We start from the raw sequence: 26261 nt of genomic DNA on the forward strand, positions 1-26261 counted from the left end.
GATCCTCCCCCCTGCTCCATCCGCAAACAAGAGACACGTATGAATCAGGCATCGCCGTCCCCCGCCCGCCCGTCGCCCAACGATCTCGTGATGGCCGACGCACTCCAGCTTTCGGATTGGATACGCCTGCGCAAGGTGTCCTGCCGCGAAGTGATGAGCGCGTTTCTCGACCATATCGAGCGCGTGAACACCCCCGCCAACGCCATCGTCTCGCTACGCGAACGCGCCACGCTGCTGGCCGAGGCCGACGAACGCGACGCCCAGCTCGCGCGCGGCGAGTATCTCGGCTGGATGCACGGCATGCCGCAAGCGCCGAAGGATCTCGTCGCGGCGGCCGGTATCCCCTACACGCAAGGCTCGCCGTTGTTCCGCAACGAGGTGCCGAAGGAAGACTCACTGGTCGCCGCGCGCATGCGTGCGCAAGGCGCGATCTTCATCGGCAAAACCAACACGCCGGAATTCGGCCTTGGCTCCCACACCTACAACACGGTGTTCGGCACGACGCTCAATGCGTACGACTCCACGCGCAGCGCGGGCGGCAGCAGCGGCGGCACGGCCGTGGCGCTCGCGCTGCGCATGTTGCCCGTGGCCGACGGCAGCGACATGATGGGGTCGCTGCGCAACCCCGCGGGCTGGAACAACGTGTTCGGCTTTCGTCCGTCGCAAGGGCGTGTGCCCTCGGTGCCCGCGCATGACCTGTTCTTCAGCCAGCTTGGCTACGCAGGACCGATGGGCCGCACGGTGCGCGACCTGGCCATGCTGCTTTCCACCCAGGCGGGCTACGACGCGCGTGCGCCGCTCTCCATCGCCGAAGACCCGGCGCAGTTCGCGGGCTCGCTGGAACGCGACTTCGGCGGCGCGCGCATCGGCTGGCTCGGCGACTACGACGGCTATCTGCCGATGCAAGACGGTGTGCTCGCGCTCTGCGAAACCGCGCTCAACGACTTCGGGTCGATTGGTTGCAAGGTCGAAGCCACGCGCCCCGACTTCGCGATGGAAAAACTGTGGCAGACCTGGCTCACGCTGCGTCACTTCTCGTGCGCGGGCACGCTCGGCGCGCTCTACCGCGACCCGGAAAAGCGCGCGCTGCTCAAGCCCGAGGCGCAATGGGAGGTGGAAGGCGGCCTGAAGCTTTCGGGCGAAGATGTCTGGAACGCCACGCTCACGCGCAGCCAGTGGTACAACGCGCTGCTCGGGCTCTTCGAGCACTATGACTATCTCGTGCTGCCCAGCGCGCAGATCTTCCCGTTCGACGCGCGCGAGCCTTGGCCGAAGTCGATCGCGGGCCGCACGATGGACACCTATCATCGCTGGATGGAGGTCGTGATCGGCGGCAGTCTCGCTGGCCTGCCCGTTGCGTGCGTGCCTGCGGGCTTCAATGCGCAAGGGCTGCCCATGGGGCTACAGGTAATCGGCAAGCCGAACGCGGATCTTTCGGTGCTGCAACTCGCCCACGCCTACGATCAGGCGACACAGTGGGTCACGCGCCGCCTGCCGACGCTCCTCGAAGCGTAACGCGCAAAAGCAGAAAGGCAGCGGCGCGGCGCTGCCTTTTTTCACATCACGCCTTCACGGCGCGCGCCGCATTCCTGCCGCGCAGCCATTCGAGCGCCAGCAGCAGGCAGGTGGAGAACACAATCAGGATCGTTGCGAGCGCAGCGATTGTCGGGCTGATGTTCTCGCGTATGCCCGTGAACATCTGGCGCGGCAAGGTGGTCTGGTCGGCGCCCGCGAGGAACAGCGTCACGACCACTTCGTCGAACGACGTCGCGAACGCGAACAGCGCGCCCGAAATCACGCCCGGCGCAATCACGGGCAGCGTGATGCGGAAAAACGTCGTGACCGGATTCGCGCCGAGCGAAAGACTCGCACGTACGAGATTGTGGTTGAAGCCCTGAAGCGTGGCCGCCACCGTGGTCACGACGAACGGCACGCCAAGCGACGCGTGGGCGAGAATCAGGCCCAGGTAGGTATTGGCGAGACCGAGCGGTGCGAAGAACAGGTACATGCCCACGCCCACCACGACCACGGGTACGATCATCGGCGAGATGAGCACCGCCATGAGCACGGCCTTGCCGCGAAAGTCGGCCTTGGTGATGCCGATGGCCGCGAGCGTGCCGAGCACGGTTGCCACGAGCGTCGCGGCCGGCCCCACGATAAAGCTGTTTTTCGCGGCCATGCGCCATTCGTCGGACATGACGAGATTCTCATACCAGCGCAGCGACCAGCCCGGAATCGGATAAACGAGGAACGTGCTCGACGAAAACGAGAGCGGCACGATCGCGAGCACCGGCAGGATCAGATACAGCAACGTGAGCACGACGAGCGCGCGCAGCGTGAAGTACCAAACGCGTTCGACGGCCGAGGTATGCGGTGCAAAAAGAGGCTTGGCGAATTTCATGGTCGTGCCTCCCTTAGCCGAGGCTCAGTTGCGTGCGCGTGAGGCGCCCGTAGACGAAATACAGTACCGTGGTCGCGGCCAGCAGGAGCGCGCCGAGCGAACAGGCCATGCCCCAGTTGATCGATACGTTGGTGAAGTACGCCACGTAGTAGCTGACCATCTGGTCGGCCGGGCCGCCGAGCAGCGCCGGCGTGATGTAGTAGCCGATCGAGAGAATGAACACGAGCAGCACGCCCGCGCCCACGCCGGGATAGGTCTGCGGCACGTACACGCGCCAGAAGGCCGCGAACGGATGACTGCCGAGCGACACCGCCGCGCGCTGGTAGGTGGGCGGAATCGACTTCATCACGCTGTACAGCGGCAGCACCATGAACGGCAGCAGGATGTGCGTCATCGAGATATACACGCCCACGCGGTTGAACAGCAGCGAGAGCGGATGCGAAATGAGGCCCGTGCCCATGAGCGCCTTGTTGACCAGACCCTCGCCCTGGAGAATGACGATCCACGCGGCCACGCGCACGAGAATCGACGTCCAGAACGGAATCAGCACGAGGATCATCACGAGATTCGCGCGGCGCTCGGAGAGCGTCGAGATCCAGTAGGCAAGCGGATAGCCGAGCAGCAGCGCGAACACCGTGACGAACACGCTGATGACGAACGTACGGGCGAACACGTCGAGGTAGATCTGCTGTTCGGGGTCGGCGGCCACGATGCGGCCGAACGCGTCCTGGCGATGATCGAGCGAGGCGAGCAGATAGAACGGTGAGTAGCGCGAACTATTCTTCGCAATGGCCTGCCAGTAGGCAATGTCGCTCCAGCGGTCGTCGAGATCGACGATCTTCGCGCGCGTTTGCGCGGGCGTAAGCGTGAGCGGCTTGCCGTCGTCGTCGGCCAGCGGCATGGCGCGCGCGGTCTTGGCCACCAGCGAGCGAAAGCCCGCGATTTCCACGTTCAGGCGGCGCGCCAGCGCGCCCATTGCGTCGCCGTCCTGCACGACGGTGAGGTCCTGGGCGAGTGCGGCGTAGGCCACGTCGGGCGGCGCGCTCTTGCGGTCCCAGTCGCGCAGCGCCGCGATGGTATGCGGCAGCGCCGTCGCCACTTCGGGGTTCTGCACCGCGCGCGTGAGCAGCGCCGCAATCGGCACCACGAAAATCAGCAGCAAAAATATCGCGAGCGGCGCGATCAGCATGAGCGCCATCGTGCGCTTCTTCGCTTGCGCCACGCGCAGTTCGCGCTTCAGGCGCGCGGCTTCTTCGCGTGCCGCGCCGGCTACGTTGGTCACGGTCGTCATCGTGGTCACACCTGGTCTCCTGCCTCCAGGCCGCGTGTTGCGGCCAACCGCTCCAGCGCCTGCGCGCCGGAGCGTCTACATCACACTTACTTCGCGGCCCACGAAGCGAAACGCTGCTCCAGCTCGTCGCCGTGGTCGGTCCAGAACGTCAGGTTCTGCTGCACCGCGTTCTTGCCGTTGGCAGGCGAATTCGGCAGATTGGACAGCGTCTTCGCGTCGAGCGACTTGATCGCGTTCGAGTTCACCGGGCCGTAGGCGATATGCTGCGCGTAAGCCTGCTGCGGCTTCGGCGAGAGCGTATAGGCGATGTACTGCTCGGCCAGCGCCTTGTTCGGCGCGCCCTTCGGAATCGCCCAGTAGTCGAGGTCGTAGATGCTGCCGTTCCACACGACCTTGAGGTTCTTGCCCTCGCGCTGCGCGGCGTCGATACGGCCGTTGAACGCCGTGGACATCACCACGTCGCCCGCCACGAGGAACTGCGGCGGCTGCGCGCCCGCTTCCCACCACTGGATATAGGGCTTCAGTTCGTCGAGCTTCTTGAACGCGCGGTCCTGGCCGGCCTTGGTCGACAGCACCTTGTAGACGTCTTGCGGCGCCACGCCGTCGGCCATCAACGCGAATTCCATGTTGTACTGCGCGCCCTTGCGCATGCCGCGCTTGCCCGGGAATTTCTTCACGTCCCAGAAGTCGGCCCAGCTCGTGGGCGCGGTCTTGAGCTTGTCGGCGTTATAGGCAAGCGCCGTGGACCACACGAAGAAGCCCGCGCCGCAAGGCTGCTGCGCAGCCTTCATGAAATCGCCCTTGTTGCCGAGCTTGGCCCAGTCGAGCTTTTCATAGAGACCTTCGTCGCAGCCGCGCGCGATGTCGCCGGTTTCGACTTCGACCACGTCCCAGTCAACGTGCTTCGCGTCGACCATGGCCTTCACCTTCGCCTGCTCGCCGTTGTACTCGACCGCGGTGATCTTGTTGCCCGTTTGCGTCTGGAACGGCTCGTTGAACGCCGCTTTCTGCGCGTTGCCATTGGCGCCGCCGAAGTTCACGACGGTCAGCTCCGCGGCATGCGCCGCGCCGAACGAGAGTGCGAGTGCGGCCGCGACCGCTGCAACGCGCATGTTGCCGATCTGCTTCATGGTGTAGTCCCTTCTCCTTGGTGGTTTGTCTTGCCGGGCCCTTCGACACGAGAGACGTGGCCCGATCGTCGAGACGCCTGCTTTGCGAAGCAACGGCGCAACCGTGCGCGCCGCGCCCGCACGCCTCATGCGAACACGCGCAGATGCTCCGGCGCGAACTCCAGCGCGACCGGCTGACCGGGCGCGAAGCCGTCGAGCGCCTCGGTGCCGAGCGGCACCTTCACGAAGCACTCGTCCTGATGGGGCAGGCCACAGCGCATGCGCACGTGGTCGCCGAAATAGATGAGGCCGCGCGCCTCGCCCGCCAGCGCGTTCGCGCCGTCACGCTTAAAGCCGTGCGCCGCGAGCTTCATGCGCTCGGGCCGGATGCAGGCAATCGCGCTCGCGCCGGTCTGCGCACCCGCCACGTTGCGCCCCTTGAGACGCGTGCCGTCGGCCAGATGCATTTCGCAGTACTCGCCATCCACGGCGGCGATGGTGCCGCGCAGCCGGTTGCTGTCGCCGATGAAGTTGGCCACGAACTCGTTGCACGGCGACTCATAGAGCCGGTCCACGCTGTCGAGCTGCTGCACGATGCCCTTGTCGAACACGGCCACGCGGTCCGACATGGTGAGCGCCTCGCCCTGGTCGTGCGTGACGTAGACGAACGTGACGCCGAGCTTCTCGTGCAATGACTTCAGTTCGTACTGCATATGTTCGCGCAACTGCTTGTCGAGCGCGCCGAGCGGCTCGTCCATGAGCACGAGCTTGGGCTGGAACACGAGCGCGCGGGCGAGCGCGATACGCTGCTGCTGCCCACCCGAAAGCTGTGCGGGATAGCGCTTCGCGAAGCCTTCCATGCGCACCATCTTGAGCGCGTCGTTCACGCGCGCGGCGCGCTCGGCGGTGGGCACCTTGCGCACGCCCAGCGGGTAAGCCACGTTTTGCTCGACCGTGAGATGCGGGAACAGCGCGTAGTTCTGGAACACCATGCCGATGTCGCGCTTGTGCGGCGGCACGTTGTTGAGCAGCTTGCCTTCCAGGCGAATCTCGCCGCCGGTGGGAAACTCGAAACCGGCGAGCATCATCAGGCAGGTGGTCTTGCCCGAACCGGACGGCCCGAGCAGCGTCAAGAACTCCCCTTGATAAATATCAAGGTCAAGTTGTTTGACGACCAGCGTTTCGCCGTCATAGGTCTTGCGCACGCCGCGAAAGCTGACGATCACGTCCGAACTCTTCATCGCCCTGTCTCCTTGCTCTTCCTTGCTCTTTTCCAGAGGTTTCGCGCCTGCCCGGCCCATGGCCGAAGCGCCTGCGCGCCACCCGTTCCCTTCCGTCACGATTAAATAAATTCTGACTGAGACATTAACCGCAACTGACGTGCGAATTACTATAGATGGTTACGGCTCTATTCAATGGAGCCATTTCATTATTCCTGATGGAACCACTTCAGCCATGGTCATCCTGTCCGAATGGCTTGCGGCGCAACTCGACAAAGCGAGCGCCGAACCCGCCTACCGCCAGCTTTTGCAGCTCATGCAGCAGGCCATCCTGACCGGCCGGCTCGCGCCCGGCAGCAAGCTGCCCAGTTCGCGCACGCTCGCGGGGGACCTGGGCGTGGCGCGCAACACCGTGCTGCACGTGTACGACCAGTTGAGCGCCGAGGGCTACGTGATCTCCACCACGGGCAGCGGCACCTACGTGGCCGACACGCGCCCGGACACGGCCGCCGTGAGCAGGGCGTCGCCCGAGAGCGCGAACGCCGGGGGCGAAGACAGCGCGGACAGCGGCAATAACGAAGAAGGCACCGCCTGCCCGCGCGGCGACATGTCGACGCGCGGCCAGCGGCTCATCGACGAAGCGGGCGTATCGGCCAAGCAGTGGGGGGCGTTCATGCCGGGCGTGCCGGACGTGGCCGAATTTCCCGCGCGCACATGGAGCCGCTTGCAGGCGCGGCTATGGAAGTCGGCCAATCATGGTTTGCTGACCTACGCGCCCGGCGGCGGCTACCGGCCGCTGCGCCGCGCGCTTTCCGACTATCTGCGCGTGGCGCGTTCGGTGCGCTGCACACCCGACCAGATCATCATCACGACCGGCATCCACCAGTCCATCGATCTCGCCGTACGCCTGCTCGCCGACGTGGGCGACCGCGCCTGGGTGGAAGAACCCTGCTACTGGGGCGCGCGCAGTGTGTTGCAGTCCTCAGGATTGAAGCTCGCGCCCATTCCCGTGGATGACGAAGGGCTCAATCCGCGCGAACAGGACCTGCGCGACCCGCCGCGCATCGCGCTCGTGACGCCTTCGCACCAGTATCCGCTCGGCATGGTGATGAGCCTCGCGCGCCGCCGCACGCTGCTCGAATACGCGCGCCAGCACAAGGTGTGGATCGTCGAGGACGACTACGACAGCGAGTTCCGCTACGGCAGCCGCCCGCTCGCCTCGCTGCAAGGGCTCGACGACTCCGACCGCGTGATCTATGTGGGAAGCCTCGGCAAGCTGCTGTTTCCGGGCCTGCGCATCGGCTACATGGTCGTGCCCGAGCGGCTCGCGGCCACCTTCCGCACCGGCGTGGCGGAGCTGTATCGCGAAGGCCAGCTCATGCAGCAGGCCGTGCTGGCCGAATTCATCATGGACGGCTACCTCACCTCGCACGTGCGCCGCATGCGCACGCTGTACGGCGAGCGCCGCCAGTTGCTGATCGACGCGGTCACGCGCCATTTCGGCGACGCGCTGCCGGTCATGGGCGACGAAGCGGGCCTGCACTTCGTGCTCGGGCTGCCCGACAGCGCCGACGACCGCGCTGTCACCGCCGCCGCGTACGACGCGGGCGTGATCGTGCGGCCGCTTGCGGCTTACTATAGCGGGCGCCAGGATCGCAAAGGATTGCTAACGGGTTACGCATGCGTGCCGCATGAGCAGATCGAGCCGGCGTTTGCGACGCTCGCCCAGGTGATCGAAGAACACGCGTTTGCCAGCCCGCAAAAACTGCGGCGCGCCGGTTGAACCGTAGCGCGCCGCCAGGGAGTCGAGCCGTGAAATCGCCGCTTATTTCAGGCCGAAATCCACCCGCGTGGTCGCGCCCTTGTCGTCGATACCCTTCGCGTCCAGCTTCGGCGCGACGACGAACACGCGGCTCGGATCGACCTTGCCTTCGAAATACTGCTGCACCGCTTGCGCGCGTTCTTGCGCGAGATTGCGCAAGGTGGCGTCGTCAACGGGCGCGTGCTCGGCCAGCGCCTGCTTCATGTCGTCCACGGGCAGTGTCTTCGTGAAGCCGATCATGTTGTGCGGCTTCTTGAAGTCCGCGTCCTTATAGGCCTTGGTGAGATATTTCGCGTACTCCTTGTCATCCACCTTGACCTGCGAGGTATCCACGCTTTCGCCGTTGCCCACGGTGTCCTTCACCTTCGCCAGACGCACGAGGCGGTCCACGTAGCGCTCGCGCAGCGCGGGCGTGTCCACGGCCGGATCGACGCGGCCGATCAGGTCGATCTTGATCGAAGGCTTGTCGTCGAGCGCCTTGGCAATGGTGTCGAGCTTCTTGTTGTCCGCGTCGCTCAGCGTGGCCGTGCCGGGCGCGAACTCCACGTAGCCCAGTTCCTCGCCGCCGCCGCCGAACGCGTTGGCAAGCAGCGTGAACGGCGCGGTCACCGCCTTCGCGATGAGATTCAGCACGGCCTTCCAGATCAGACCGCCCAGGCTGAACTCGGGGTTCGAGAGCGAGCCCGACACCGGAATGTTCACGTCGATCTCACCCTTGCGATTCTTGAGCAGCGAGATGGCGAGCCGCACCGGCAGCTTCGTGGCCGTGTCGTTCTGCACATGGTCGCCGAACGTGAGCTGGTCGATGAAGATATGGTTGTTCGCCGTGAGCTGGTCGTTGGCGAGCTGGTAGTGCAGATCGACGTTGAGCTTGCCCTTCGTGATCGGATAGCCCGCGTACTTGGCCGAGTACGGCGTGAGGTTCGTGAGCTCGATGTCGTGCGCGCTCGCCGTGAGGTCGAGCGAGGGCTTCTCGATGAGCGGGTTCACCGTGCCCTTGATCGAGAGCGGCCCGTTCGCCGCGAGCTTGGCCGACACATCCACGGGCGCGGGCGTGGTCGACTCGGTGCCGAACGCCCCGACCGTGCCATGGATCTGCACGAGGTCGGCGGTGTAGTTCGGCTTGATGAAGTTGTCCGTGTAGTTCACGCGGCCGTCTTGCAGCACGAGTTCGCCGAAGTGCATGCGCACGGGGTTCTTCGGCGGCTGCGCGGCCTGCACCGTGGGCGGCGCGGATGCCGCCGCCGGTGCGGACGCCGTTTGCACGGGCGCGCTCGCCGCCTGCGGCGTGAGCGGCACGGGTTCGCGGCCGCCGTCCTTGCCGGCGTTCGCGTCCTGCGTGAGCGACTGCGCCGCGCCGGTTTGATGCGCAACCACGTCCTTGAGATTGAGCTTGCCCTGCGCATCGAGCAGCACGCGCCCGTAGAAGCCCGTGAAGGTCACGCGGCTCGCGTCCACGTCGGTGCCGCGCGCGTCGTCGTAGTTCGCCTTGAGGTTCGTGAGCGCGAGCGAGCGCCAGCCCGCGAACGGGCCCGAGGTCGCCTTGTCGAGCATGCGCACGTCCACGAGCGCCGCGTCGCCGCGGTAGTTCGCCTTGAGCGCCTTGCCCTGCTCCACCGCCAGTTGCCCTTTCATGTTGAGCAGCGCGCTCGCGATCACCGCATTGAGCTGATTGCCGAAATACGGCTCGAACGCGGCGGCGTCGAGGCGGTTCGCGTCGATCTTCAGTTGTGCCTTGAGCGGCGTGGGGTTCACGTTGCCGCTCAGCGCGAGCGTGCCCTTGCGGTTGACGGTCGCCTTCAGCTCGATCGGCAGCGGGTGTTTCAGGTCGTCGCTGATCTGCTGGATCTTCAGGTCGAACGGCGTGACGGCGAGCTTCACCGGCCGCTGCGTCGAGTTGTCCGTGAAGTTGATCGTGCCGTTGCTCAGCGTGAACGCGTCGATCGTGTAGCGCCACTCGGGGCCTTCCTGCACCGACTTCTGCGCCGCGCGAATGGCGGTGCGCTCGGGCGCGGCCTGGCGCGTGGCGGCAAGCTGCGCGAGGTCGATCTTGCCGTCCTTCTGGCGCTGCGCGTTCAGCACGAGACCGGTCAGGTCCACGGAGGCGATCTGCGCCTTGCGCGCGGCGAGGTCGACGCCGCTCACCTGCACCGTGCCCTGAGCGAGCGTGATGGCAGGCGCCTTCGCGCCGCGCGGCGCGAGCTTGAGCGATTCGAGGCCGAGCGTGCTCTCGCCGACCTGCACGGCGGCGGGCTGCTGCGCCCAGTCGGCCTTGAGCGTGGACGTGAGGTTCAGCTTGCCGTCCAGGATCTGCGCGCCGCTCAGGTTGTCGATATACGGTTGCGCCTGTGGCAGGTTCACGGACTGAAGCGCGATATTGGCCTGGGCGTTCTTGCCGGCGAGGCTGAGCGTGCCCGACGCCTTCGCCGTGCCGCCGTCGCCCGCGTTGGTCGCAAACGTGAATGGCGCACCGGCTTTCGCGGTGGTCGAGAAGTTCGTGAGCGTGGTGGAAAGCTGGCTGAATTCGAAGTTCACCGGCCGCGCGGGAAGATCGTCGCGCACGTGCACCGTGCCGTTCGTGAGCGCGAACTGGCGGATCGAGAGATCGAGCGGCGCGGGCTTCTCTTCGGCCGGCGCGGCCTGCGCGGCGGCGGCCCCCGATGCGCCGGAAGCGGCCACTGCCGCCGAAGCCGGCGCGGCGGCGGCTGCTTCCTTTTGCGCCGCCGGCGTGCCCATCAGCTTTTCGACGCTCAGCACACCTTGCTTGTCGCGCGCGACCCAGACGGTCGGCGCGTCGAGCCGGATCTCGTCGAAACGATAGACGTTGCCAAACGGTTCGAGCGAAGCCGCCGCCACATGCAGGCTGTGCGCGCCGAAAAACGGCGCGTTGGCGTTGTCGGCGGTGTCGATGTCGTCGAGGTCGGTGGTGCCCGACACGCGCAGCGTCGGCTTCTCGCCCGACATCACGAAGTCGAGCTTGAGGTTGGTCGAGAGCTTGCCGCTCTTCACCGTCACGGGCAGCTTCGTGGGCGCGTAGGTGAGCAGTTTCGGCACGTCGAGGTCGCTCAGGCGCAGCTCGACCTCCGACTCGCGCGTGGCCGAGAACGGCTTGGTCCTGCCGTCGATGGCGAGCGTGCTCGCGCCGTCGATGCGCGCGCGCAGCATCGGCTGGACGAAGATGTCGGTCTTGGACGGCAGCGTGGCGATGAACGGAATGCCGAGCGACCAGCGGTCGATCACGTGCTTTTCGTTGAGCAGGCGATCGTCGAAGGTGATCTGCCCGTTCTCGATACGGATGTTGGAAACCGAGAACGGCGTGGGCTTGCTGTTCGGCTTCGAGGGCGTCGAGAACTTCTCGATGAGGTCGGAGAAGTTGAAGTGCTGCGCGTCGAGCCGCACGATTGTCGCGCGCGGCGAGTCGAGCCGCAGTTCGTCCACGATGGGCGCGGCGCGGAAGATCGACGACCACGAGGCCTGCACGACGGCGCGCGAGACATCGAAGAACTCGCCGTTGCCGCCGCGCTCGCCGATATGCAGGCGATCCGCTTCCAGCCGCAGCGTGTACGGATTGAGCGAAATGCTGCCGATCGTGACGGGCCGGTCGAGCTGCTTGCTCAACTGCTGCTCGGCGACGTGCCGGATGATGGGTGGCGCGGCGAAGAAGCCGAGCAGCCCGAACACGATGAGAAAGATCACGACGCCCGTGAGGATGCGCCGGGTGCGGGGCGCGCGCGCGACGGCGCGCACCGATTGCAAGGAAGAGTTCAGCGACGCTTTGTTCAGGCTTGCCATGCTTGCTTGCGGATGATGCGGCAACAGGCCCGCCGCGGGATGTGGGTCTGAGCTCAGGAATACGGGTGTGCCAGCAAGAGGGTATGCCGACAGCCGGAAGTATAGGTCCGATAGAAGATCGGACGGCGGTAAAACGCCGCTTTAGGGGGCGCTATTGCGCAACAAGAAGTAACGACGCGCGTGAACGTTGCGCGCTGCATAAACGCGCGGGCGGCGGGACGCTCGATGCGTCCGCGCCGCCCGCGTTGCTGCCTGCGGTTACTGCCGCTCGACGGCGGGCGGCTGCCAGCTGCCGTCGGTCGCCTGCGGCTTCGCGGCGTAGAGGCGCAGCACGAGGCGGAAGTCGCCATGCGGCGCCGGCACCCAGTTCGCCCCGCCGCGCGGACGCTCGGCGCTCACGTGCACGTCGAGCGAGCCGTCGCGGTTGCGCCGCGCGCCGCTGCGGTCGCCGAACGCCACGCGCACGGGCGCGTCGGCATCGAGCGCGCCGTCGGCCGTGTAGGCCGTGATCGACCAGAAGCCGCGCACCGGCGGCATCTGCTTCGCCGTGAAGTGGAGGGTGTAGCGGTTCGCGCCGCTGAGCGGATGACCGTCGCTGTCCTGGCTCACGCGCGCGCGCACTTCGTCGCGGCTCGTCGGCAGGCCGGGCGAGGTGTAGGCGGCGTAGGCGCGCAGCGCGTAGTCGGGGCCGTAGTTGCCCGCGTCGGCGCCCACCCACAGCCAACCGTTGCCCGCCAGCAGATTGGGCGGCGGCGTCGCGACGCGCGTGCGGCCGTCGGCGAGACCCGCCGTCACGACCGCGGCGTCCTTCGCGCCCGATGGCAGTTGCGCCGGGTCGCCCGCGCGCACGCCGATGTCGTCGAGAATCTTGAGCGCGTGCGAGTCGTCCGATGCGGGCGGGTTGTCTTCCAGCGCCTGGGCAAGCCGGTCGAAGAAGCCGCCCGCGTCGAGCGCCGCCACCTGGGCGAACGGCGTGCCCGACGCGACCGGATCGCCGCTTTGCGTGGCGCCGCCAGGCTCGTTGCCGCGCCCCCCCCGGGCCCCGCGGCTCGCGCGATCGTCCCAGGCGGAAAGCGGCGTTGCCTGCAAGCCGCGCTGCATCTTGCGCACGGCCGCGAGGTCGCCGCCGCCGCGCGTCTGGATGCGCGCGAGGAACCAGACATAGCGCGTGGTCACTTCCACGCGTTTCACCCGCGCGGGCAGCGTGCCCTTCCAGCCGACCGGAATGAACGCAATCGTTTGCGCTTTCAGACCGCTGACATGCTCGCCGGCGGGCGCGGCGCCCGTCGACCAGACCACGTTCGTCCACATGTCGAGCGCGCGCGCGTCCATGTAGCGGCCGTGCGTGTCGGGCAGCGTGACGAGCACGGGTTCGCGCGAAACGTCGAGCCAGCCGCTGGAAGCCAGCGTGTCCAGATTGGGTTCGGGCGGGCTCGATGCGCCGACCGGCGGCAGCGTTTGCGCATGGCGCAGCGTGTTAGGCGCGGCCTGGCCGGGGCCGCTGCCGGTCGCGGCGTCGCGCGACACGTCCATCAGCACGAGCGGATAGCCGAATACGTAGGAGTCGGAGACTTCGTCCTTCACCCAGCCATTGTTCTTCTGCGCCACACCGCCCGGCGCCGAGGCGCATCCGGCGATCAGGGCAACGCAGGCCAGCGCGCAGCCGCGGCGGTACCAAGAGAACTCTCGATGTATTGTTGTCATTTGTTGGTTGTATGTGATGCAGGCGGTCCATGAAGTGACGTCGACCAGCATCCAACGCGACGCGCGGGCCCCCCCAGGGCCGTGGTGAAATGCGCGCAGCATGGAGCCAATGCCGCCGGGTGGTATCGTAGCGCTCGCGCCTGGGCATGAAAAGACCGCAGTGTGGAATATTCCTTTCTGGTCGCCTGACATAAAAGCCCCTACGCGCCAGGGGACAGATTGCCGCGCCCCTTGACCTTCCCATGATGGGAACGTAGATACTGCTTAATACCGATTACAGCAGGTATTCGTATAACCATCATGAACGAACCCCTCGTAGCAGAGCGCACCGAAACCGGCGTGGCCGAACTCGAAATTCACGGCATGACGTGCGCCTCGTGCGCCATGCGTGTCGAGAAGGCGCTGGCGAAGGTGCCGGGCGTCACGCGCGCCTCGGTCAATCTCGCCACCGAAAAGGCCACCGTCGAAGCCGACAGCGGCCTCGCCCCCGCCGCGCTCGTCGCCGCCGTCGAAAAAGCCGGCTACGAAGCCGTGCCCGTCGCCACCGAAACCGCCTCGCTCGCCATTGGCGGCATGACCTGCGCCTCGTGCGCGAACCGCGTCGAGAAAGCGCTCGCGCGCGTGCCCGGCGTGGCCGGCGTGAGCGTGAATCTCGCCACCGAGCAAGCCACCGTCAACCTGCGCGCGCCGCTCACGGGCGCATTGCAGGACCAGCTCGTCGCCGCCGTGAAGAAGGCCGGTTACGAAGCGACGCCGCTCGCCGCCGAAGAAGACGCCGCCGCCCCCGCGAAAAACGCCGCCGCCGGCAACGAGGCGCGCCGCGAATGGCACGCCGTACTGATCTCGGCCGTGCTCACCGCGCCGCTCGTCTTGCCGATGTTCGGCCACTGGCTCGGCTTCGACTGGATGCTGCCCGCCCCGGCGCAGCTCGCACTCGCCGCCGTCGTGCAGTTCGTGTTCGGCGCGCGTTTCTATCGCGCGGCCTGGAAGGCCGTGCGGGCGGGCGCGGGCAACATGGACCTGCTGGTCGCGCTCGGCACGTCGGCCGCGTTCGGCGTGAGCGTCTACGCGATGCTTGCCCACCCCGGCGACATGGCGCATCTGTACTTCGAGGCGTCGGCCGTCGTCATCACGCTCGTGCGCTTCGGCAAGTGGCTCGAAGCACGCGCCAAGCGCCAGACCACCGACGCGATCCGCGCCCTCAACGCGCTGCGCCCGGACCGCGCGCGTATCCGCATTGACGGAGCAAATGGCGTTAATGCAGAGGAGCGCGAAGTGCCGCTTGCGCAGGTGCGCGTGGGCACCGTCGTGGTCGTGCGCCCCGGCGAGCGCCTGCCCGTGGACGGCGTGGTACTGGAAGGCCGCAGCCACGTGGACGAATCGCTCATCACGGGCGAAAGCCTGCCGGTGCCCAAGGCGCCCGACGATCCCGTCACGGCCGGCTCGATCAACGGCGAAGGCGCGATCGCGGTGCGCACCACGGCCATCGGCGCGGAAACCACACTCGCGCGCATCATCCGTCTCGTGGAGAGCGCGCAGGCCGAAAAGGCGCCGATCCAGCGTCTCGTGGACCGCGTGAGCGCCGTGTTCGTCCCCGCGATTCTCGTGATCGCCGCCGTCACGCTGGGCGGCTGGCTCCTTGCGGGCGCGAGCGCCGAAACGGCGATTCTCAACGCCGTGGCCGTGCTCGTGATTGCCTGTCCGTGCGCGCTCGGCCTCGCCACGCCCGCCGCCATCATGGCGGGCACCGGCGTGGCGGCGCGCCACGGCGTACTCATCAAGGACGCCGAAGCGTTGGAAACGGCGCACAACGTGAGCGTGGTCGCTTTCGACAAGACCGGCACGCTCACGCTCGGCCAGCCCTCGCTCACCGCGTTCGATGCGGCCGAAGGCCTCGCGCGCGGCGAAGCGCTCGCACTCGCTGCCGCCGTGCAGCGGCAAAGCGATCACCCGCTCGCGAAGGCCGTGGTGCAGGCCTATGAGGCTCAGGCGCAAGGGGCCGCGCTGCCCCTCGCCGCGCATGCCCGCGCGGTGCCGGGGCGCGGCGTGGAGGCCGAGGTGAACGGCCGGCTCCTCGCGATCGGCAGCGGCCGCTGGCTCGACGAACTGGCGCTCGCGGTACCGCCCGCACTCGCGGCGCGCGCGCAGCAACTCGAAGCGGCGGGCAACACGGTGTCCTGGCTCTTCGCCGCGCATGGCGACGGCGTGCTCGCACTGCTCGCGTTCGGCGACACGGTGAAGCCCACGGCGCGCGAAGCGATCGCGAGCCTGAAGGCCTTGGGCATCCGCAGCGTGCTCGTGACGGGCGACAACGCGGGCAGCGCGGCGGCCGTGGCCGCGCAGCTCGGCATCGACGAGGTTCACGCGCAGGTGCTGCCCGACGACAAGGCGCGCACCATTCGCGATCTGAAGATGAAAAGCGGCGGCATCGTCGCGATGGCCGGCGACGGCATCAACGACGCCCCCGCGCTCGCCGCCGCCGACATCGGCATCGCCATGGCCACGGGCACCGACGTCGCCATGCACGCCGCCGGCATCACGCTCATGCGCGGCGACCCGTCGCTCGTCGCGGCCGCCGTCGATATCTCACGGCGCACCTGGCGCAAGATCCAGCAGAACCTGTTCTGGGCGTTCATCTACAACCTGATCGGGATTCCGCTCGCCGCGTTCGGCCTGCTCAACCCGATGCTCGCGGGCGCGGCCATGGCGTTCTCGAGCGTGAGCGTCGTGACCAACGCCCTGCTGCTCAGAACCTGGCGCGCACGGCGCTAAAGACACAAAACGCGCGCGAAATCTCGCCTCACGCGCGACGCCACCCCAGGGCGCAAACCGGTTTCCGGTTTGCGCCCTTTTTCATTTTCCTGGGACGCCGAAGCATCCCACACTGTGCGAACTCCGGCGGACCTGCCGCTACGCCCCGCATGCGCCATTGCGGGCGTTTTCGCGTGCGTCCCTAAAGGATCGTCCGCGCGCGCCGTAATGCGTCATGCCAGCGCCGCGAAGGCGCAGGTTCCTCTTTCCGTTTTCATCTGGAACCGATTTCATGCTTTCACGCTTTTCAGGCCGCACGAGTGTCGGCGTACGTCTCGCTTTGCTCTCGTGCGTGCTCGTCGCGGCCATCTTCGCGGTCTTCACCCTGGCGCTCACGCACTCGGCCGCCACGCAGGTCGGCGACCAGGTGCGCGCGCGCATCGCCGAGAAAGACCGCTCGGTCGCCTCGTCGATCTCGCTCATCGACGGCGCGCTCGACGCCGAAGTGGACCGCGCGATGACGCTCTTCGCGAGCTTCCTGCCCGGCGACTTCACGCTCGACCCCGCGCAAACGGTCGATATCGCGGGCAAGGCCACGCCGACCTTCAAGTCCGGCGACCACGTGCTGAACCTGGACTTCTCGATTCCCGACCAGTTCCTTGCGCGCAGCGGCGCGATCGCCACGGTGTTCGCGCGCAACGGCGACGACTTCGTGCGCGTGACCACCTCGCTCAAGAAGCAGGACGGCTCGCGCGCGATCGGCACGCTGCTCGACCGCAAGGGCCCCGCCTACGGGCCCGTTCTCGCCAATCGCACCTATACCGGCCTCGCCCAGTTGTTCGGCAAGCAGTACATCACGCAGTACAAGCCGATTCTCGACGCGAGCGGCCACGTGATCGGCGCGCTCTTCGTGGGCGTGGACGTGGGCGCGCAAATCGACGCGCTCAAGAGCGAGATCGCCAGGCTCAAGATCGGCGAGAGCGGCTATTACTTCGTGCTGGACGCCTCGGACGGCCCCTCGCGCGGCACCTTCATCGTTCACCCCGGCGCCGCGGGCCAGCACTACGACGACGCCAACGCGCCCTGGTCGCGCATGCTCGAAGCGCGCGAAGGCACGCTCGACTACACCTCGGCCGACGCGACGCTCGGCGAGCACGACGCGCGCGCGAAGTTCGTCTCGTTCGTGAGCGTGCCGCAATGGCAGTGGCTCGTGGGCGGGGTTGCGGTGCGCGACGAGATCATGGCTGACGTGAGCGCCACGCGCGACCGGTTCGCCGCGATCGGGCTCGCGCTGGTCGCGGTGTTTGCGGCGCTCTCCATCTACGCGGCGCGGCGCCTCGTGAGCCGGCCGCTCGACGCCGCCGCGCAGGCCGCCGGCCGGCTCGCCGGGGGCGACCTGACGGTGCGCATCGGCAAGGACGATGGCAGCGGCAGCGGCAACGCCGCTCAAGCTCACGACGCGGCAGGCGCCGACGAGATCGGCCGCCTCACGCACGCGATCGACGGCATTGGCGTCGGGCTCGCGCAGATCGTCGCGCAGGTGCGCGCCGCGACCGCGCAGATGAGCGACGACACTTCGCGCATCGCCCGGGGCAGCGGCGAGATCGCCTCGCGCATCGCGAGCCAGGCGAGCAGCCTGGAGGAAACAGCGGCGAGCATGGAGCAGCTCACTTCCACGGTGCAGCAAAACGCCGACCACGCCTCGCGCGCCAACACCGTGGTGACGAGCGCCGCCGACGCCGCGCTCGACGGCGGGCGCGCGGTGGGCCGCGTAGTGGAAACGATGAACGACATCAGCCGCGCATCGCACAAGATCGCTGAAATTACCGGCGTGATCGACGGTATTGCATTCCAGACCAATATCCTCGCGCTCAACGCCGCCGTGGAAGCGGCGCGCGCGGGCGAGCACGGCAAGGGTTTCGCGGTGGTGGCGAGCGAAGTGCGCGCCCTCGCGCAGCGCAGCGCGGCGGCGGCCAAGGAAATCTCGGCGCTGATTGCGGAGTCGTCGGCGACGGTGGAAACGGGCTATCGCATCGCCGGAGAGGCGAGCACGACCATGCACGGCATCGTCGCGCGCGTGGAGGAGGTGCGCTCGATCATCGGCGAGATCAGCGTGGCCTCGCGCGAGCAGTCGGGCGGCATCGAACAGGTGAACATCGCCGTTTCGCAGATCGGCGCGGCCACGCAGCAGAGCGCCGCGCTCGTGGGCGACGCCGAGCGCGCGGCCGCGACGCTCAGCGACCACGCGGCGGCGCTCGCCGAACTGGTTTCGGTGTTCAAGGTGCGCGGCCAGCACTGAGCGGGCCGCGCGGCGCTCACTCGACGATCGTCGCGGTGCGCGCCAATTCGGCCATGCGCTGCCCAAGCGCGGCCTGCATGCCCTCGTCCTGGAGCTGATGGCGAATGTCGTCCTTCGCCGCATTGAACGCGGGCACCTGCATCGGGCGCTTGCCTTCGAGACGCACGACCAGCCAGCCGTCGCCCGCATTGATCGGCTGCGGCGCGGTTTCGCCCGCCTGCAAGGTCGTGATGACCTTCACAAGCGGCATCGGCACGCCGTGCGTGTTGCCTTCGGCGAGCGGCAGCTTGAAGCTCACCCAGGGCATCTCGCCGCCATTCGCCCTGGTCGGGCCCACGCCGTACTGCTGCGCGAGCGCGGCGGCCGGCTGGCCGGCCTTCAGCGCCTGGATCACCGTGTTCGCGCTGGCCTCGTCGGCCACGGCGATGATCTGCGGCTTGTACTCTTCCTTGCCGAACGTCGCGACCACGGCGTCGTAGCGTGCCTTGACCGCGCTTTCCGTGACTTCCGGCGCGCGCACGTTGTCGACGATCCACGAGCGGATCGCGACGTCGGTCTTCTGGTCGGCGGGGGCCTGGCCGACCTCGGGGCGCTGGTCGTAGTGGGCGCTCACCGCCTGCTGACGCAGCAGTTCGCGGCCGATCAGGTCGTCCTTTATCGCCGCGCGCAGTTGCGGCGTGTCGGCCGTGCCGGTGCGGCTCACGACGTTGCGCACCGCCTCGTTGAGCGTCGATTCGGAGATGACCTGGCCGTTGACGAGCGCGGCGGCGCCGGCCGGCAACGCGGCGGACTTCGGCGCGGCGTCAGCCGCGTGCGCGAGCATGGGCAGCAGCGTGCTTGCCGCGACCGAGGTGAAGGAAATCAGGCACAGCCTGCGGATCCATTGAGACATGGGGGACATGGCGGACATTTCGATTGACTCCAGCGTGTTCGGAAAACTGACGCCGAGACACTGGTGGAGGCAATCGGCGAGAGTTGACCGGCGAATCTAGCCGATGTCCGAGCGCAATGCTGTCATGAAATGTCAAGAATCACAGGGTCGCACAGGGAGCTTGCGGCAGGTCAACCGCAAGCCCGCTGTGCACCGCGCCGCCGCGATGAGAACGGCGCGGCGACGGTCATTGTCCCTGTTGCGGCTGCGCCACGGGCGGCGTGTAAGTGGCGTTCGCGCCCGAGGTGTCGGGCTCCGCCACGTCGGGCGTCGGGGTCGGCGCGAGCGCCGGTTCCTGCGCCGGATAGGCGGGCTGCTGCGGGACTTGCGGCGGCGTACCCGACGGCCCGATGATCGGCGGCACGCCCAGCTCGCGCGCGCCCGACGCCGCGCCAGGCGCCGACGCCTCACCCACCCCCGAAGCCGCTGCTCCGCCCGCCACCGAAGCCTCCGACGCCGCCGAAGCCGGCGACGGTGCGGGCGTCACGGCCGGCGCCGTCACACGCGGCGGCGCACGCCGCACCGGCACGGCCGGCGGCGGCGTCTCGCGCGCGCCAAACAGCTTGTCCATCCACGCGCGCAGCTTCTCGCGGAAGGTCTCGAACGCGCCCGGCGTCACCTCGGTGTCGAAGCGCGCGCGCGAATCGACCAGACGCGCGCGCAACGCACGCTGGTAAAAGTCGCCGACGATCGGCAACGCGCTGCGTGCGCCCTGCCCCCAGTAGTCGTCGAGCGTCACGCGGCCGTCGTCGAAGCCCACCCAGGCGCCCGCCACAAGCTGCGGCCCCATCAGGATGAACCAGCCGTCGGTGTTGCCCTGGGTCGTGCCGGTCTTGCCCGCCACGTCGGCGCGGATGCCAAACCGCGAGCGGATGGCCGCCCCCGTGCCGCGGTTCACCACGTCGCGCATGGTGTCGAGCAGCGTACGGTCGGCGGTTTCGGAAAGCGCGCGCTCGGGCGAGGCGTCGGCGAATTGCGCGAGCACGTTGCCCTTGCGGTCCTCGATGGTCGTGACCATGCGCGGTTCGAGGTACGCGCCGTCGTTGGCGATCGTGCTGTACGCCGACACCATCTCCTTGAGCGTGACCGGGCTCGTGCCAAGCGCGAGCGACGGCACCGGGTCGAGCTGGCTGTCGCGCACGCCCATCGCGCGCGCGAGGCGCGCAACCTTGTCCGGGCCCACGGTCTGCATGAGCTGCGCCGTGATGCGGTTGCGCGAGTACGCAATCGCGTCGCGCAGCGTCATCGGGCGGTTGCTCGGCGGCACATCGTCGGTGGGCTTCCAGATTTCGCCGCCCGCGAGCGGAATTTCCACGGGCTGGTCGATGAAGGTGTCGGTCGGCTTCGCGCCCGCCGCATAGGCCGCGCCGTATACGAACGGCTTGAACGTCGAGCCCGGCTGCCGACGCGCCTGCTGCACGTGGTCGAACGGCTCGTCGGTGAAGTCACGGCTGCCCACCCACGCCCGGATCTGGCCATCGCGCGGATCGATCGCGAGGAAGCCCGCCTGCACGTCGGTCTTGTCCTTGCACAGGTTGCGCATGAAGTTGCGGTCGGCGGCGAGATGCTTGAGCGCGTCGGCGTCGTTCGCGCCCGCGTCGCGCGCGCTCTTGTAATCCTGCGTCTCGCGCATGAACGTCGCGAACAGATCGTTGCCGGCCGTGCAGCCGCTGCGCCCGCTCCACGCGCCGTTCGTGATGCCCTGCAACTGGTTCGCGTGCTGGCGCAGCGCGGCGGTCGCCATCTGCTGGAGACGCGAATCGATCGTGGTGCGCACCACGAGTCCGTCGGAATAGATGTTGTAGTCGTTGCGGTCGGCCCACGCGATCAGCCACTTGCGCAGTTGCAGCGCGAAATGCGGCGCGGGGCCGGGCGGCTCGGTCTGACGCTCGAAGTCGAGGCGCAGCGGCTTTTTCGAGAGCGTGGCGTACTGCGCGTCGCTCAGCTTGCCGTACTTCACCATCTGGCCGAGCACGGTGTTGCGCCGCGCGAGCGCGCGCTCGGGGTTGATCACCGGGTTGTAATAGGCGTTGCCCTTCAACATGCCGGTGAGCGTGGCCGCTTGCAGGATGTCGAGCTGATCGGCCGACACGCCGAAGTAGGTGCGCGCCGCCATCTCGATGCCGTAGGCGTTGTAGAGGAACGGCACCGTGTTCAGATAGGTTTCGAGAATCTGCTGCTTGCTATACACCGCCTCGATCTTGAACGCCGTGATCGCTTCCTTGATCTTGCGCGTGAGCGTGGGCGCGCGGCCGATCTCGTCGGGATAGAGGTTGCGCGCGAGCTGCTGCGTGATGGTCGAGCCGCCCTGGCGCGCACCCGAGAACGTGTGCAGCGCCGCGCCCGCCGTGCGCTTGAAGTCGATGCCGTGGTGCTCGTAGAAACGGTGGTCCTCGGTGGCGATCAGCGCGTCGACCATGTGCGGCGAGATCTGCGCGAGCGGCACCCACTCGCGGTTCGAGGGCTTGAACTCGGCGAGCACCTTGCCGTCGGCGGAAAGGATCTGCGCGGGTTCGTCCACGCGCGCCTTGCGGATGTCGCCAATACCCGGCGTGAACGGAATCAGCACGAGCACGTAGAGCACGACGATCACGGGCAGCGCCGCGGCCGTCATCAGCACGCCGCGCCGTGTGGGATGCCGCAAGTGATGAAGGCCGCGCGCGACGTAGGGGCGGGCGAATTCGCCGAGCCGCGTGGCGGCGGGCTTCAGGCGGGAAAAGAGCTTCGCGATTCGATCGCGGATCAACGGCACGTAACGCTTCACGCGGGCAGGTAGGGTCGGCTGGCAAAGCGTGCATCGTACCAAACTCGCCGGACCGCGCCGCCGTGCCGGCAGCGCAAGCCCGCGTCGGCTCGCGCCGGTTGATAACCGGCCTGGACGCTCGATGAGCGCGTTACAGCACGAGCGAGAGCGCGATCGACACCCACACCGCCGCCGCGCCGCAAAGAAAGGCGCGGCGCGCCATCAGGAAACGCGATTCGTCGTTGGGCTTCGCGGGCGAGGTGGCAAGCCAGGGCACGCTGCCAAGGCAGGCAAAGCCCGCGAGCGCGACGCCGACAACCACGCGGTCGCCGATGCGCCAGGCCGACGGCTCGTGCAGCCCCCAGTACCCCAAGGCGATCAGCCCGATCGAAAACATCGTCGAGGCGGCCGAACTGAGCGCCACCACCGATCCCGTTGGAGATTGCATGGATTGCCTCCCTCGCGCGGTCGGGCCAAGCTGTGGGCCCACACCATCGGGCCATTATCGGTGCGCGCCCCGCACGCGGCAACGCCGCGCCGCGCCGCGCCGCGCCGGGCACTCAAGCGCCTGGACGCACCATCTGGAACATCTCGCCGATCTGCGCGTAGTCGGCGCGATAGCCCGCGCGCATCACGGGCTGGGCGGCGTGCGTGTCGAACAGGCCTTCTTTGAGGAACTCCTCGCGGATATGCACGCCCACCACCTGGCCCAGCGCGAGCCAGTTGTCCATGGGCGTGCCGTCGAGCGCATTGAGCCGCACGATCTGGAGCAGCTTGCATTCGAGCGCCGCGGGCGACTCGGCCACGTGCGGCACCGCGACGCTGCGGCCCGGCGCGGCCGTGAGGCCCGCGAGCGCGAATTCGTCCACGTCGGCGGCGACGGGCGCGGACGTGCGGTTCATCTGCGCGGCCAGCGCCTTCGACGTGAGGTTCCAGACGAATTCGCCGGTCTCCTCGATATTGCCGATGCTGTCCTTGCGGCCCTCGCTACAGAACCCGATGATCGGCGGAAACGTGGCGAATGCGCCAAAAAAGCTGTAGGGCGCGAGATTGAGGACGCCGCCCTTCGAGCGGCTCGAAATCCAGCCGATCATGCGCGGCGCGACGATCGCCTTGAACGGGTCGTGCGGCAGGCCGTGGCCGCGGGCCGGGTCGTAGAAGTAGGTATCGGACATGTCGTGAAGCGTTGCGTTGCGGGGTCGCGCGCGTGCCATGCCGGTGTCATGGAGGCAGCGCGTCGATGCGGGCATCACTATGACACGAGCCGCGCGAGCTTGCCGGCGTGCCCGGCGCGGGGCGGCGACGCGAGATGAGGCCGGGCGAGGCGGCCCGGGGCGGTCCGGGGCTGCCTCAAACGCAACAAGGCCGGCTCTCTTTCGAGAGCCGGCCTTGTAGACGAAATCAGGCGGTCCGACCGGAGAAGCGCGTTGGGCGGCTCATGCCACCCGAAGCGCTTCAGCTTCGATCAGTCACGCGGCATGCCGAACGGCATGTAGTGCGAACGGCGAACACGTTCCGCTTCGCGGTGACGCGCTTCGTACGAATACTCTGCATCCATCGGCAGATACGGCGACGCGAAGAGGTCGCTCACCTTTTGAAACAGTGCGAGGATAAAGCTCATGGCGACTCCCAGATTGGCTGCATTCAGGGTTTTCCCTAGGACAGAAACGATTATAGGGTTTTCCCTAGTCAGACGCTAGTGCGGCGCAGCAAAAAAACTGCGACGCGCCGTCGCATAAGGACGAGCGGAAACGATGCGTTGCAGCAAAACAACGCATCGAGTTTCCAGATACGGGGGTGGATTACAGCGCGGGTCGCCTGGTGAGCGGCCCGGTGGACCACTTAGCGAGGCGCCTTCTGGCCCGTTTTTTGGGTGGCTTTTGCGGTGTGGTGAGCCGGAGCAGCGCGGGAGGAACGCGCCGCTGTGTGACGCGCGGGTGCAGGCGTGGCAACCGCTGCGCGGGCCGGAGCCGGAGTTTCCGCGGCAACGGCCGGTGTAGCCGCCAGTGTGGCGAGCCGCTGCGAGATGTCATCGAGCGACGACTGCTGCTTCAGGATGAATTGCTCCAGGCGAGCCTGCTCGGCGCGGGACTCGTTTGCGAGGCTGTCGAACCGCACCGATTGCGCGATCCCAAATCCCACCGAAGCCAGCACGGCCGCCGAAGCGGCAACGAGCACCCATTTGAGCCGGCGCGAAGACGCGGCGGCCATGCGGCGCTGGTCGGCAAGCGCCGACTGGAGGGCATCCAGGCGAGTCTCCACTGCGGACGCGGGCGCTTCGGCGCTCGCGTCATCCGCGGCGTGGAACGACGGCTCGGAGAGCGCTGCGGCTGGCAGCGCGACGTCCGCGTCGCCCGTCGCCAGGGTCGGCTCCGCGTCGGCCACGGACGGTGCAGCCGCTCGCTTTGTCCGCGCGGCGCGGCGCGTAGCCGTTGCAGCGGAGGCGTCATCGGCGGACGCCGGTTCGGCTTGCCCGGTCTCGGGCGTTTCGAAGCCGCTCAGCGTGGCCTGACGCACGGCTACGCCCTCCACCTCGGCGGCTACGGGCGCACTCGCGGCGTCGTGCTGCTCTTGCTGCGCGTGCGGATCAAGAGAAGGCTCGGCGCCGGGCGCCTGCGCGTTGACAGTGTCGTCGCCGGCGGGCAACCCGGAAGGATCGAACGAAGGGGACGATGCGCGACGCTTCGACGGCGCGCTGCGCTCGGGGCGCGAGGAGCTCAATGATGCGGTATCTGCGTAATCAGCCATGGGTCAACGATGCGGTTCGCGTCGCGCGCCAGCCGGTCACGGCCCCTGCGCGACGTCCTCGTGTTCTGGTTCGAGCGCCCATTGTCGCATGCCGAACCACACCGACAGAGGCTCTCGTCTGACTTATCCGGCATGCATCATCGGGAACCCGCCCGCCCCATCCACAATGCCTTGCGCAAGATCAATCATGAGACTGACGATGACCGCCGCAAGACCGTCCGCCGCCGATCCCCGGCGCCCCCAAATGGCCCGCGCATTTTGCGAATGCGTACAATCGCCGACATCATTTCTTCCCTGTGACGCGGCCGCCGCGTGCTTGCCCCATGAACACACTCCCGAGCGCAGCGAGCCTGCGTGAGCATTTCGACCGCATCGTCCTGCCGCTGTGGCTCGGGCCCGGCTTCAACGCCGCGCTGCGCCTGCCCTACGAGGCAATCGACGCGGCCGGCGTGCAGCCGCTGCCCGTCACGCGCTACCGGGCGATGGCGTGCGCGCGGCAGCTTTTCGTGTTCTCCCAGGCAAGCGACGCCGCCCAGGCGGCCCACGCCCACACGCTCTTCGAAACATTGCGCCACACCTTCCAGGATCGGGCGCACGGTGGATGGTTCTATAGCGTCGACGCCACGGGCGCACCGCTCGACACCACCAAGGACCTCTACACGCACGCATTCGTGGTGTTCGCGAGCGCCGCCTACGGCCAGCGCTTCGGCGAATCCGCGGCGCTCGACCTCGCGCGCGAGACCTCGTCGCTGATCGTCGATCGCTTCGCCGCCCGCGACGGTCTGCTGAACGCGGCGCTCGACGCGTCCTTCGCGAGCGTCACCGGCGCGCCGCTGCAAAATCCGCTGATGCACCTCACCGAAGCCTGGCTCGCCGCAAGCGACGCCACCGGCGACGCCGCGTTCGACACGGCCGTCACGCGCCTCACCGAGGCGCTCGCGCGCACATTCCTGCACGAGCCCACGGGCTGTATCGCCGAATTGCCGATTGGCGCGGCGGACAACCGGCTCGAACCGGGCCACCAGTTCGAATGGTTCTGGCTGGCGTCACGCGCGGGCGCGCGGCTGGGCGACTCGGGCCTCGATGAAGCGCTCGCGCGCGCCTTCGCTTTCGCGCAAAAGCACGGCGTGGATGCAGAGCGTGGAACCGTGGCGGCGGCGCTCGACGAACAAGGCCACGTGATCGATGCGACCCAGCGCATCTGGGCGCAGACGGAATACTTGCGCGCGCTCGCCACGCATGGCGACGCAGCCGTGCGCGCGACGCTCGCGCCGCAAATCGCGCGCTTCGCGCCGCGCTTTCTCACGCCGCAAGGCTGGGTGGAATGCCGCGCGGCCGACGGCGAGGTGGCGCGCGCAGACATGCCGTCGACCACGCCTTACCACCTTCTCACCGCCTACCAGAGCATGAGCGCCCAAGCTCGCCAGGCGGATTAAGGCAGCCTGGGCGC

Annotated in this window: 17 protein-coding genes; 5 read left to right on the plus strand and 12 right to left on the minus strand. The window is 67.8% G+C overall.

Annotated features, from left to right (window positions below; genetic code table 11):
* Positions 1–39 precede the first annotated feature (39 nt).
* The gene (locus C7401_RS38820; protein WP_112177353.1) at positions 40–1515 is read left to right on the plus strand and encodes an amidase; all 1476 of its coding nucleotides are present in this window, start codon (positions 40–42) and stop codon (positions 1513–1515) included.
* Positions 1516–1561: 46 nt separating this feature from the next.
* Here C7401_RS38820 and C7401_RS38825 read toward each other — a convergent pair whose 3' ends face one another.
* The 4 genes from C7401_RS38825 to C7401_RS38840 form a co-directional block, all read right to left on the minus strand.
* Positions 1562–2401, minus strand: coding sequence for an ABC transporter permease (locus tag C7401_RS38825; protein ID WP_112177354.1), 840 nt, complete (start codon positions 2399–2401; stop codon positions 1562–1564).
* Positions 2402–2414: 13 nt separating this feature from the next.
* Positions 2415–3692, minus strand: a complete 1278-nt coding sequence (locus C7401_RS38830; protein WP_112177397.1) for an ABC transporter permease — start codon at positions 3690–3692, stop codon at positions 2415–2417.
* 86 nt (positions 3693–3778) lie between these two features.
* The gene (locus tag C7401_RS38835) at positions 3779–4822 is read right to left on the minus strand and encodes an ABC transporter substrate-binding protein (RefSeq protein WP_224045504.1); all 1044 of its coding nucleotides are present in this window, start codon (positions 4820–4822) and stop codon (positions 3779–3781) included.
* 125 nt (positions 4823–4947) lie between these two features.
* Positions 4948–6042, minus strand: a complete 1095-nt coding sequence (locus C7401_RS38840) for an ABC transporter ATP-binding protein (protein WP_112177355.1) — start codon at positions 6040–6042, stop codon at positions 4948–4950.
* Between the two features lie 295 nt (positions 6043–6337).
* Here C7401_RS38840 and pdxR point away from each other — a divergent pair, with 295 nt between their 5' ends.
* Positions 6338–7804, plus strand: coding sequence for a MocR-like pyridoxine biosynthesis transcription factor PdxR (gene pdxR, locus C7401_RS38845; protein WP_444980879.1), 1467 nt, complete (start codon positions 6338–6340; stop codon positions 7802–7804).
* A 42-nt stretch (positions 7805–7846) separates the two neighbouring features.
* Here pdxR and C7401_RS38850 read toward each other — a convergent pair whose 3' ends face one another.
* Complete coding sequence (locus tag C7401_RS38850; RefSeq protein WP_112177357.1) at positions 7847–11635, minus strand: DUF748 domain-containing protein; 3789 nt, start codon at positions 11633–11635, stop codon at positions 7847–7849.
* Positions 11636–11893: 258 nt separating this feature from the next.
* Positions 11894–13339 (minus strand): DUF1254 domain-containing protein, encoded by a 1446-nt coding sequence (locus tag C7401_RS38855; protein WP_112177358.1) that lies wholly within the window; start codon positions 13337–13339, stop codon positions 11894–11896.
* 300 nt (positions 13340–13639) lie between these two features.
* On the opposite strand from C7401_RS38855, the gene C7401_RS38860 reads away from it, so the two are divergent.
* Positions 13640–16111 carry a heavy metal translocating P-type ATPase gene (locus tag C7401_RS38860; RefSeq protein WP_112177359.1) on the plus strand — a complete coding sequence of 824 codons (2472 nt, stop codon included), beginning with the start codon at positions 13640–13642 and terminating at the stop codon, positions 16109–16111.
* Between the two features lie 271 nt (positions 16112–16382).
* Positions 16383–18389: a methyl-accepting chemotaxis protein gene (locus C7401_RS38865; RefSeq protein WP_112177360.1), complete on the plus strand. Its 2007-nt coding sequence runs from the start codon at positions 16383–16385 to the stop codon at positions 18387–18389.
* A gap of 16 nt (positions 18390–18405) precedes the next feature.
* On the opposite strand, the gene C7401_RS38870 is transcribed toward C7401_RS38865, so the two are convergent.
* The 6 genes from C7401_RS38870 to C7401_RS38890 form a co-directional block, all read right to left on the minus strand.
* A complete protein-coding gene (locus tag C7401_RS38870; protein ID WP_181565805.1) occupies positions 18406–19290 on the minus strand; it encodes a peptidylprolyl isomerase in 885 nt (294 codons plus the stop codon).
* Between the two features lie 217 nt (positions 19291–19507).
* Entirely contained in the window at positions 19508–22051 is a 2544-nt protein-coding gene (locus tag C7401_RS38875) for a penicillin-binding protein 1A (RefSeq protein WP_258397398.1), read from the minus strand.
* A gap of 163 nt (positions 22052–22214) precedes the next feature.
* Positions 22215–22511, minus strand: coding sequence for a hypothetical protein (locus tag C7401_RS38880; RefSeq protein WP_112177362.1), 297 nt, complete (start codon positions 22509–22511; stop codon positions 22215–22217).
* 112 nt (positions 22512–22623) lie between these two features.
* A complete protein-coding gene (locus C7401_RS38885; RefSeq protein ID WP_112177400.1) occupies positions 22624–23238 on the minus strand; it encodes a flavin reductase family protein in 615 nt (204 codons plus the stop codon).
* A gap of 290 nt (positions 23239–23528) precedes the next feature.
* On the minus strand, positions 23529–23684 hold the full coding sequence (locus C7401_RS45235) for a hypothetical protein (RefSeq protein WP_165842111.1): 156 nt from the start codon (positions 23682–23684) through the stop codon (positions 23529–23531).
* A 221-nt stretch (positions 23685–23905) separates the two neighbouring features.
* Positions 23906–24811, minus strand: a complete 906-nt coding sequence (locus tag C7401_RS38890) for a hypothetical protein (protein ID WP_146758071.1) — start codon at positions 24809–24811, stop codon at positions 23906–23908.
* A gap of 323 nt (positions 24812–25134) precedes the next feature.
* On the opposite strand from C7401_RS38890, the gene C7401_RS38895 reads away from it, so the two are divergent.
* Complete coding sequence (locus C7401_RS38895) at positions 25135–26247, plus strand: AGE family epimerase/isomerase (RefSeq protein ID WP_112177364.1); 1113 nt, start codon at positions 25135–25137, stop codon at positions 26245–26247.
* Positions 26248–26261 lie beyond the last annotated feature (14 nt).

The organism is Paraburkholderia unamae (genome assembly GCF_003268775.1).
Taxonomy (GTDB): domain Bacteria; phylum Pseudomonadota; class Gammaproteobacteria; order Burkholderiales; family Burkholderiaceae; genus Paraburkholderia; species Paraburkholderia unamae.

Coding starts and splice junctions, on each gene's coding strand:
- C7401_RS38820 (WP_112177353.1), top strand. CDS start 40: ATGAATCAGGCATCGCCGTCCCCCGCCCGCCCGTCGCCCAACGATCTC.
- C7401_RS38825 (WP_112177354.1), bottom strand. CDS start 2,401: ATGAAATTCGCCAAGCCTCTTTTTGCACCGCATACCTCGGCCGTCGAA.
- C7401_RS38830 (WP_112177397.1), bottom strand. CDS start 3,692: ATGACGACCGTGACCAACGTAGCCGGCGCGGCACGCGAAGAAGCCGCG.
- C7401_RS38835 (WP_224045504.1), bottom strand. CDS start 4,822: ATGAAGCAGATCGGCAACATGCGCGTTGCAGCGGTCGCGGCCGCACTC.
- C7401_RS38840 (WP_112177355.1), bottom strand. CDS start 6,042: ATGAAGAGTTCGGACGTGATCGTCAGCTTTCGCGGCGTGCGCAAGACC.
- pdxR (WP_444980879.1), top strand. CDS start 6,338: ATGCAGCAGGCCATCCTGACCGGCCGGCTCGCGCCCGGCAGCAAGCTG.
- C7401_RS38850 (WP_112177357.1), bottom strand. CDS start 11,635: ATGGCAAGCCTGAACAAAGCGTCGCTGAACTCTTCCTTGCAATCGGTG.
- C7401_RS38855 (WP_112177358.1), bottom strand. CDS start 13,339: ATGACAACAATACATCGAGAGTTCTCTTGGTACCGCCGCGGCTGCGCG.
- C7401_RS38860 (WP_112177359.1), top strand. CDS start 13,640: ATGAACGAACCCCTCGTAGCAGAGCGCACCGAAACCGGCGTGGCCGAA.
- C7401_RS38865 (WP_112177360.1), top strand. CDS start 16,383: ATGCTTTCACGCTTTTCAGGCCGCACGAGTGTCGGCGTACGTCTCGCT.
- C7401_RS38870 (WP_181565805.1), bottom strand. CDS start 19,290: ATGTCCCCCATGTCTCAATGGATCCGCAGGCTGTGCCTGATTTCCTTC.
- C7401_RS38880 (WP_112177362.1), bottom strand. CDS start 22,511: ATGCAATCTCCAACGGGATCGGTGGTGGCGCTCAGTTCGGCCGCCTCG.
- C7401_RS38885 (WP_112177400.1), bottom strand. CDS start 23,238: ATGTCCGATACCTACTTCTACGACCCGGCCCGCGGCCACGGCCTGCCG.
- C7401_RS45235 (WP_165842111.1), bottom strand. CDS start 23,684: ATGAGCTTTATCCTCGCACTGTTTCAAAAGGTGAGCGACCTCTTCGCG.
- C7401_RS38890 (WP_146758071.1), bottom strand. CDS start 24,811: ATGGCTGATTACGCAGATACCGCATCATTGAGCTCCTCGCGCCCCGAG.
- C7401_RS38895 (WP_112177364.1), top strand. CDS start 25,135: ATGAACACACTCCCGAGCGCAGCGAGCCTGCGTGAGCATTTCGACCGC.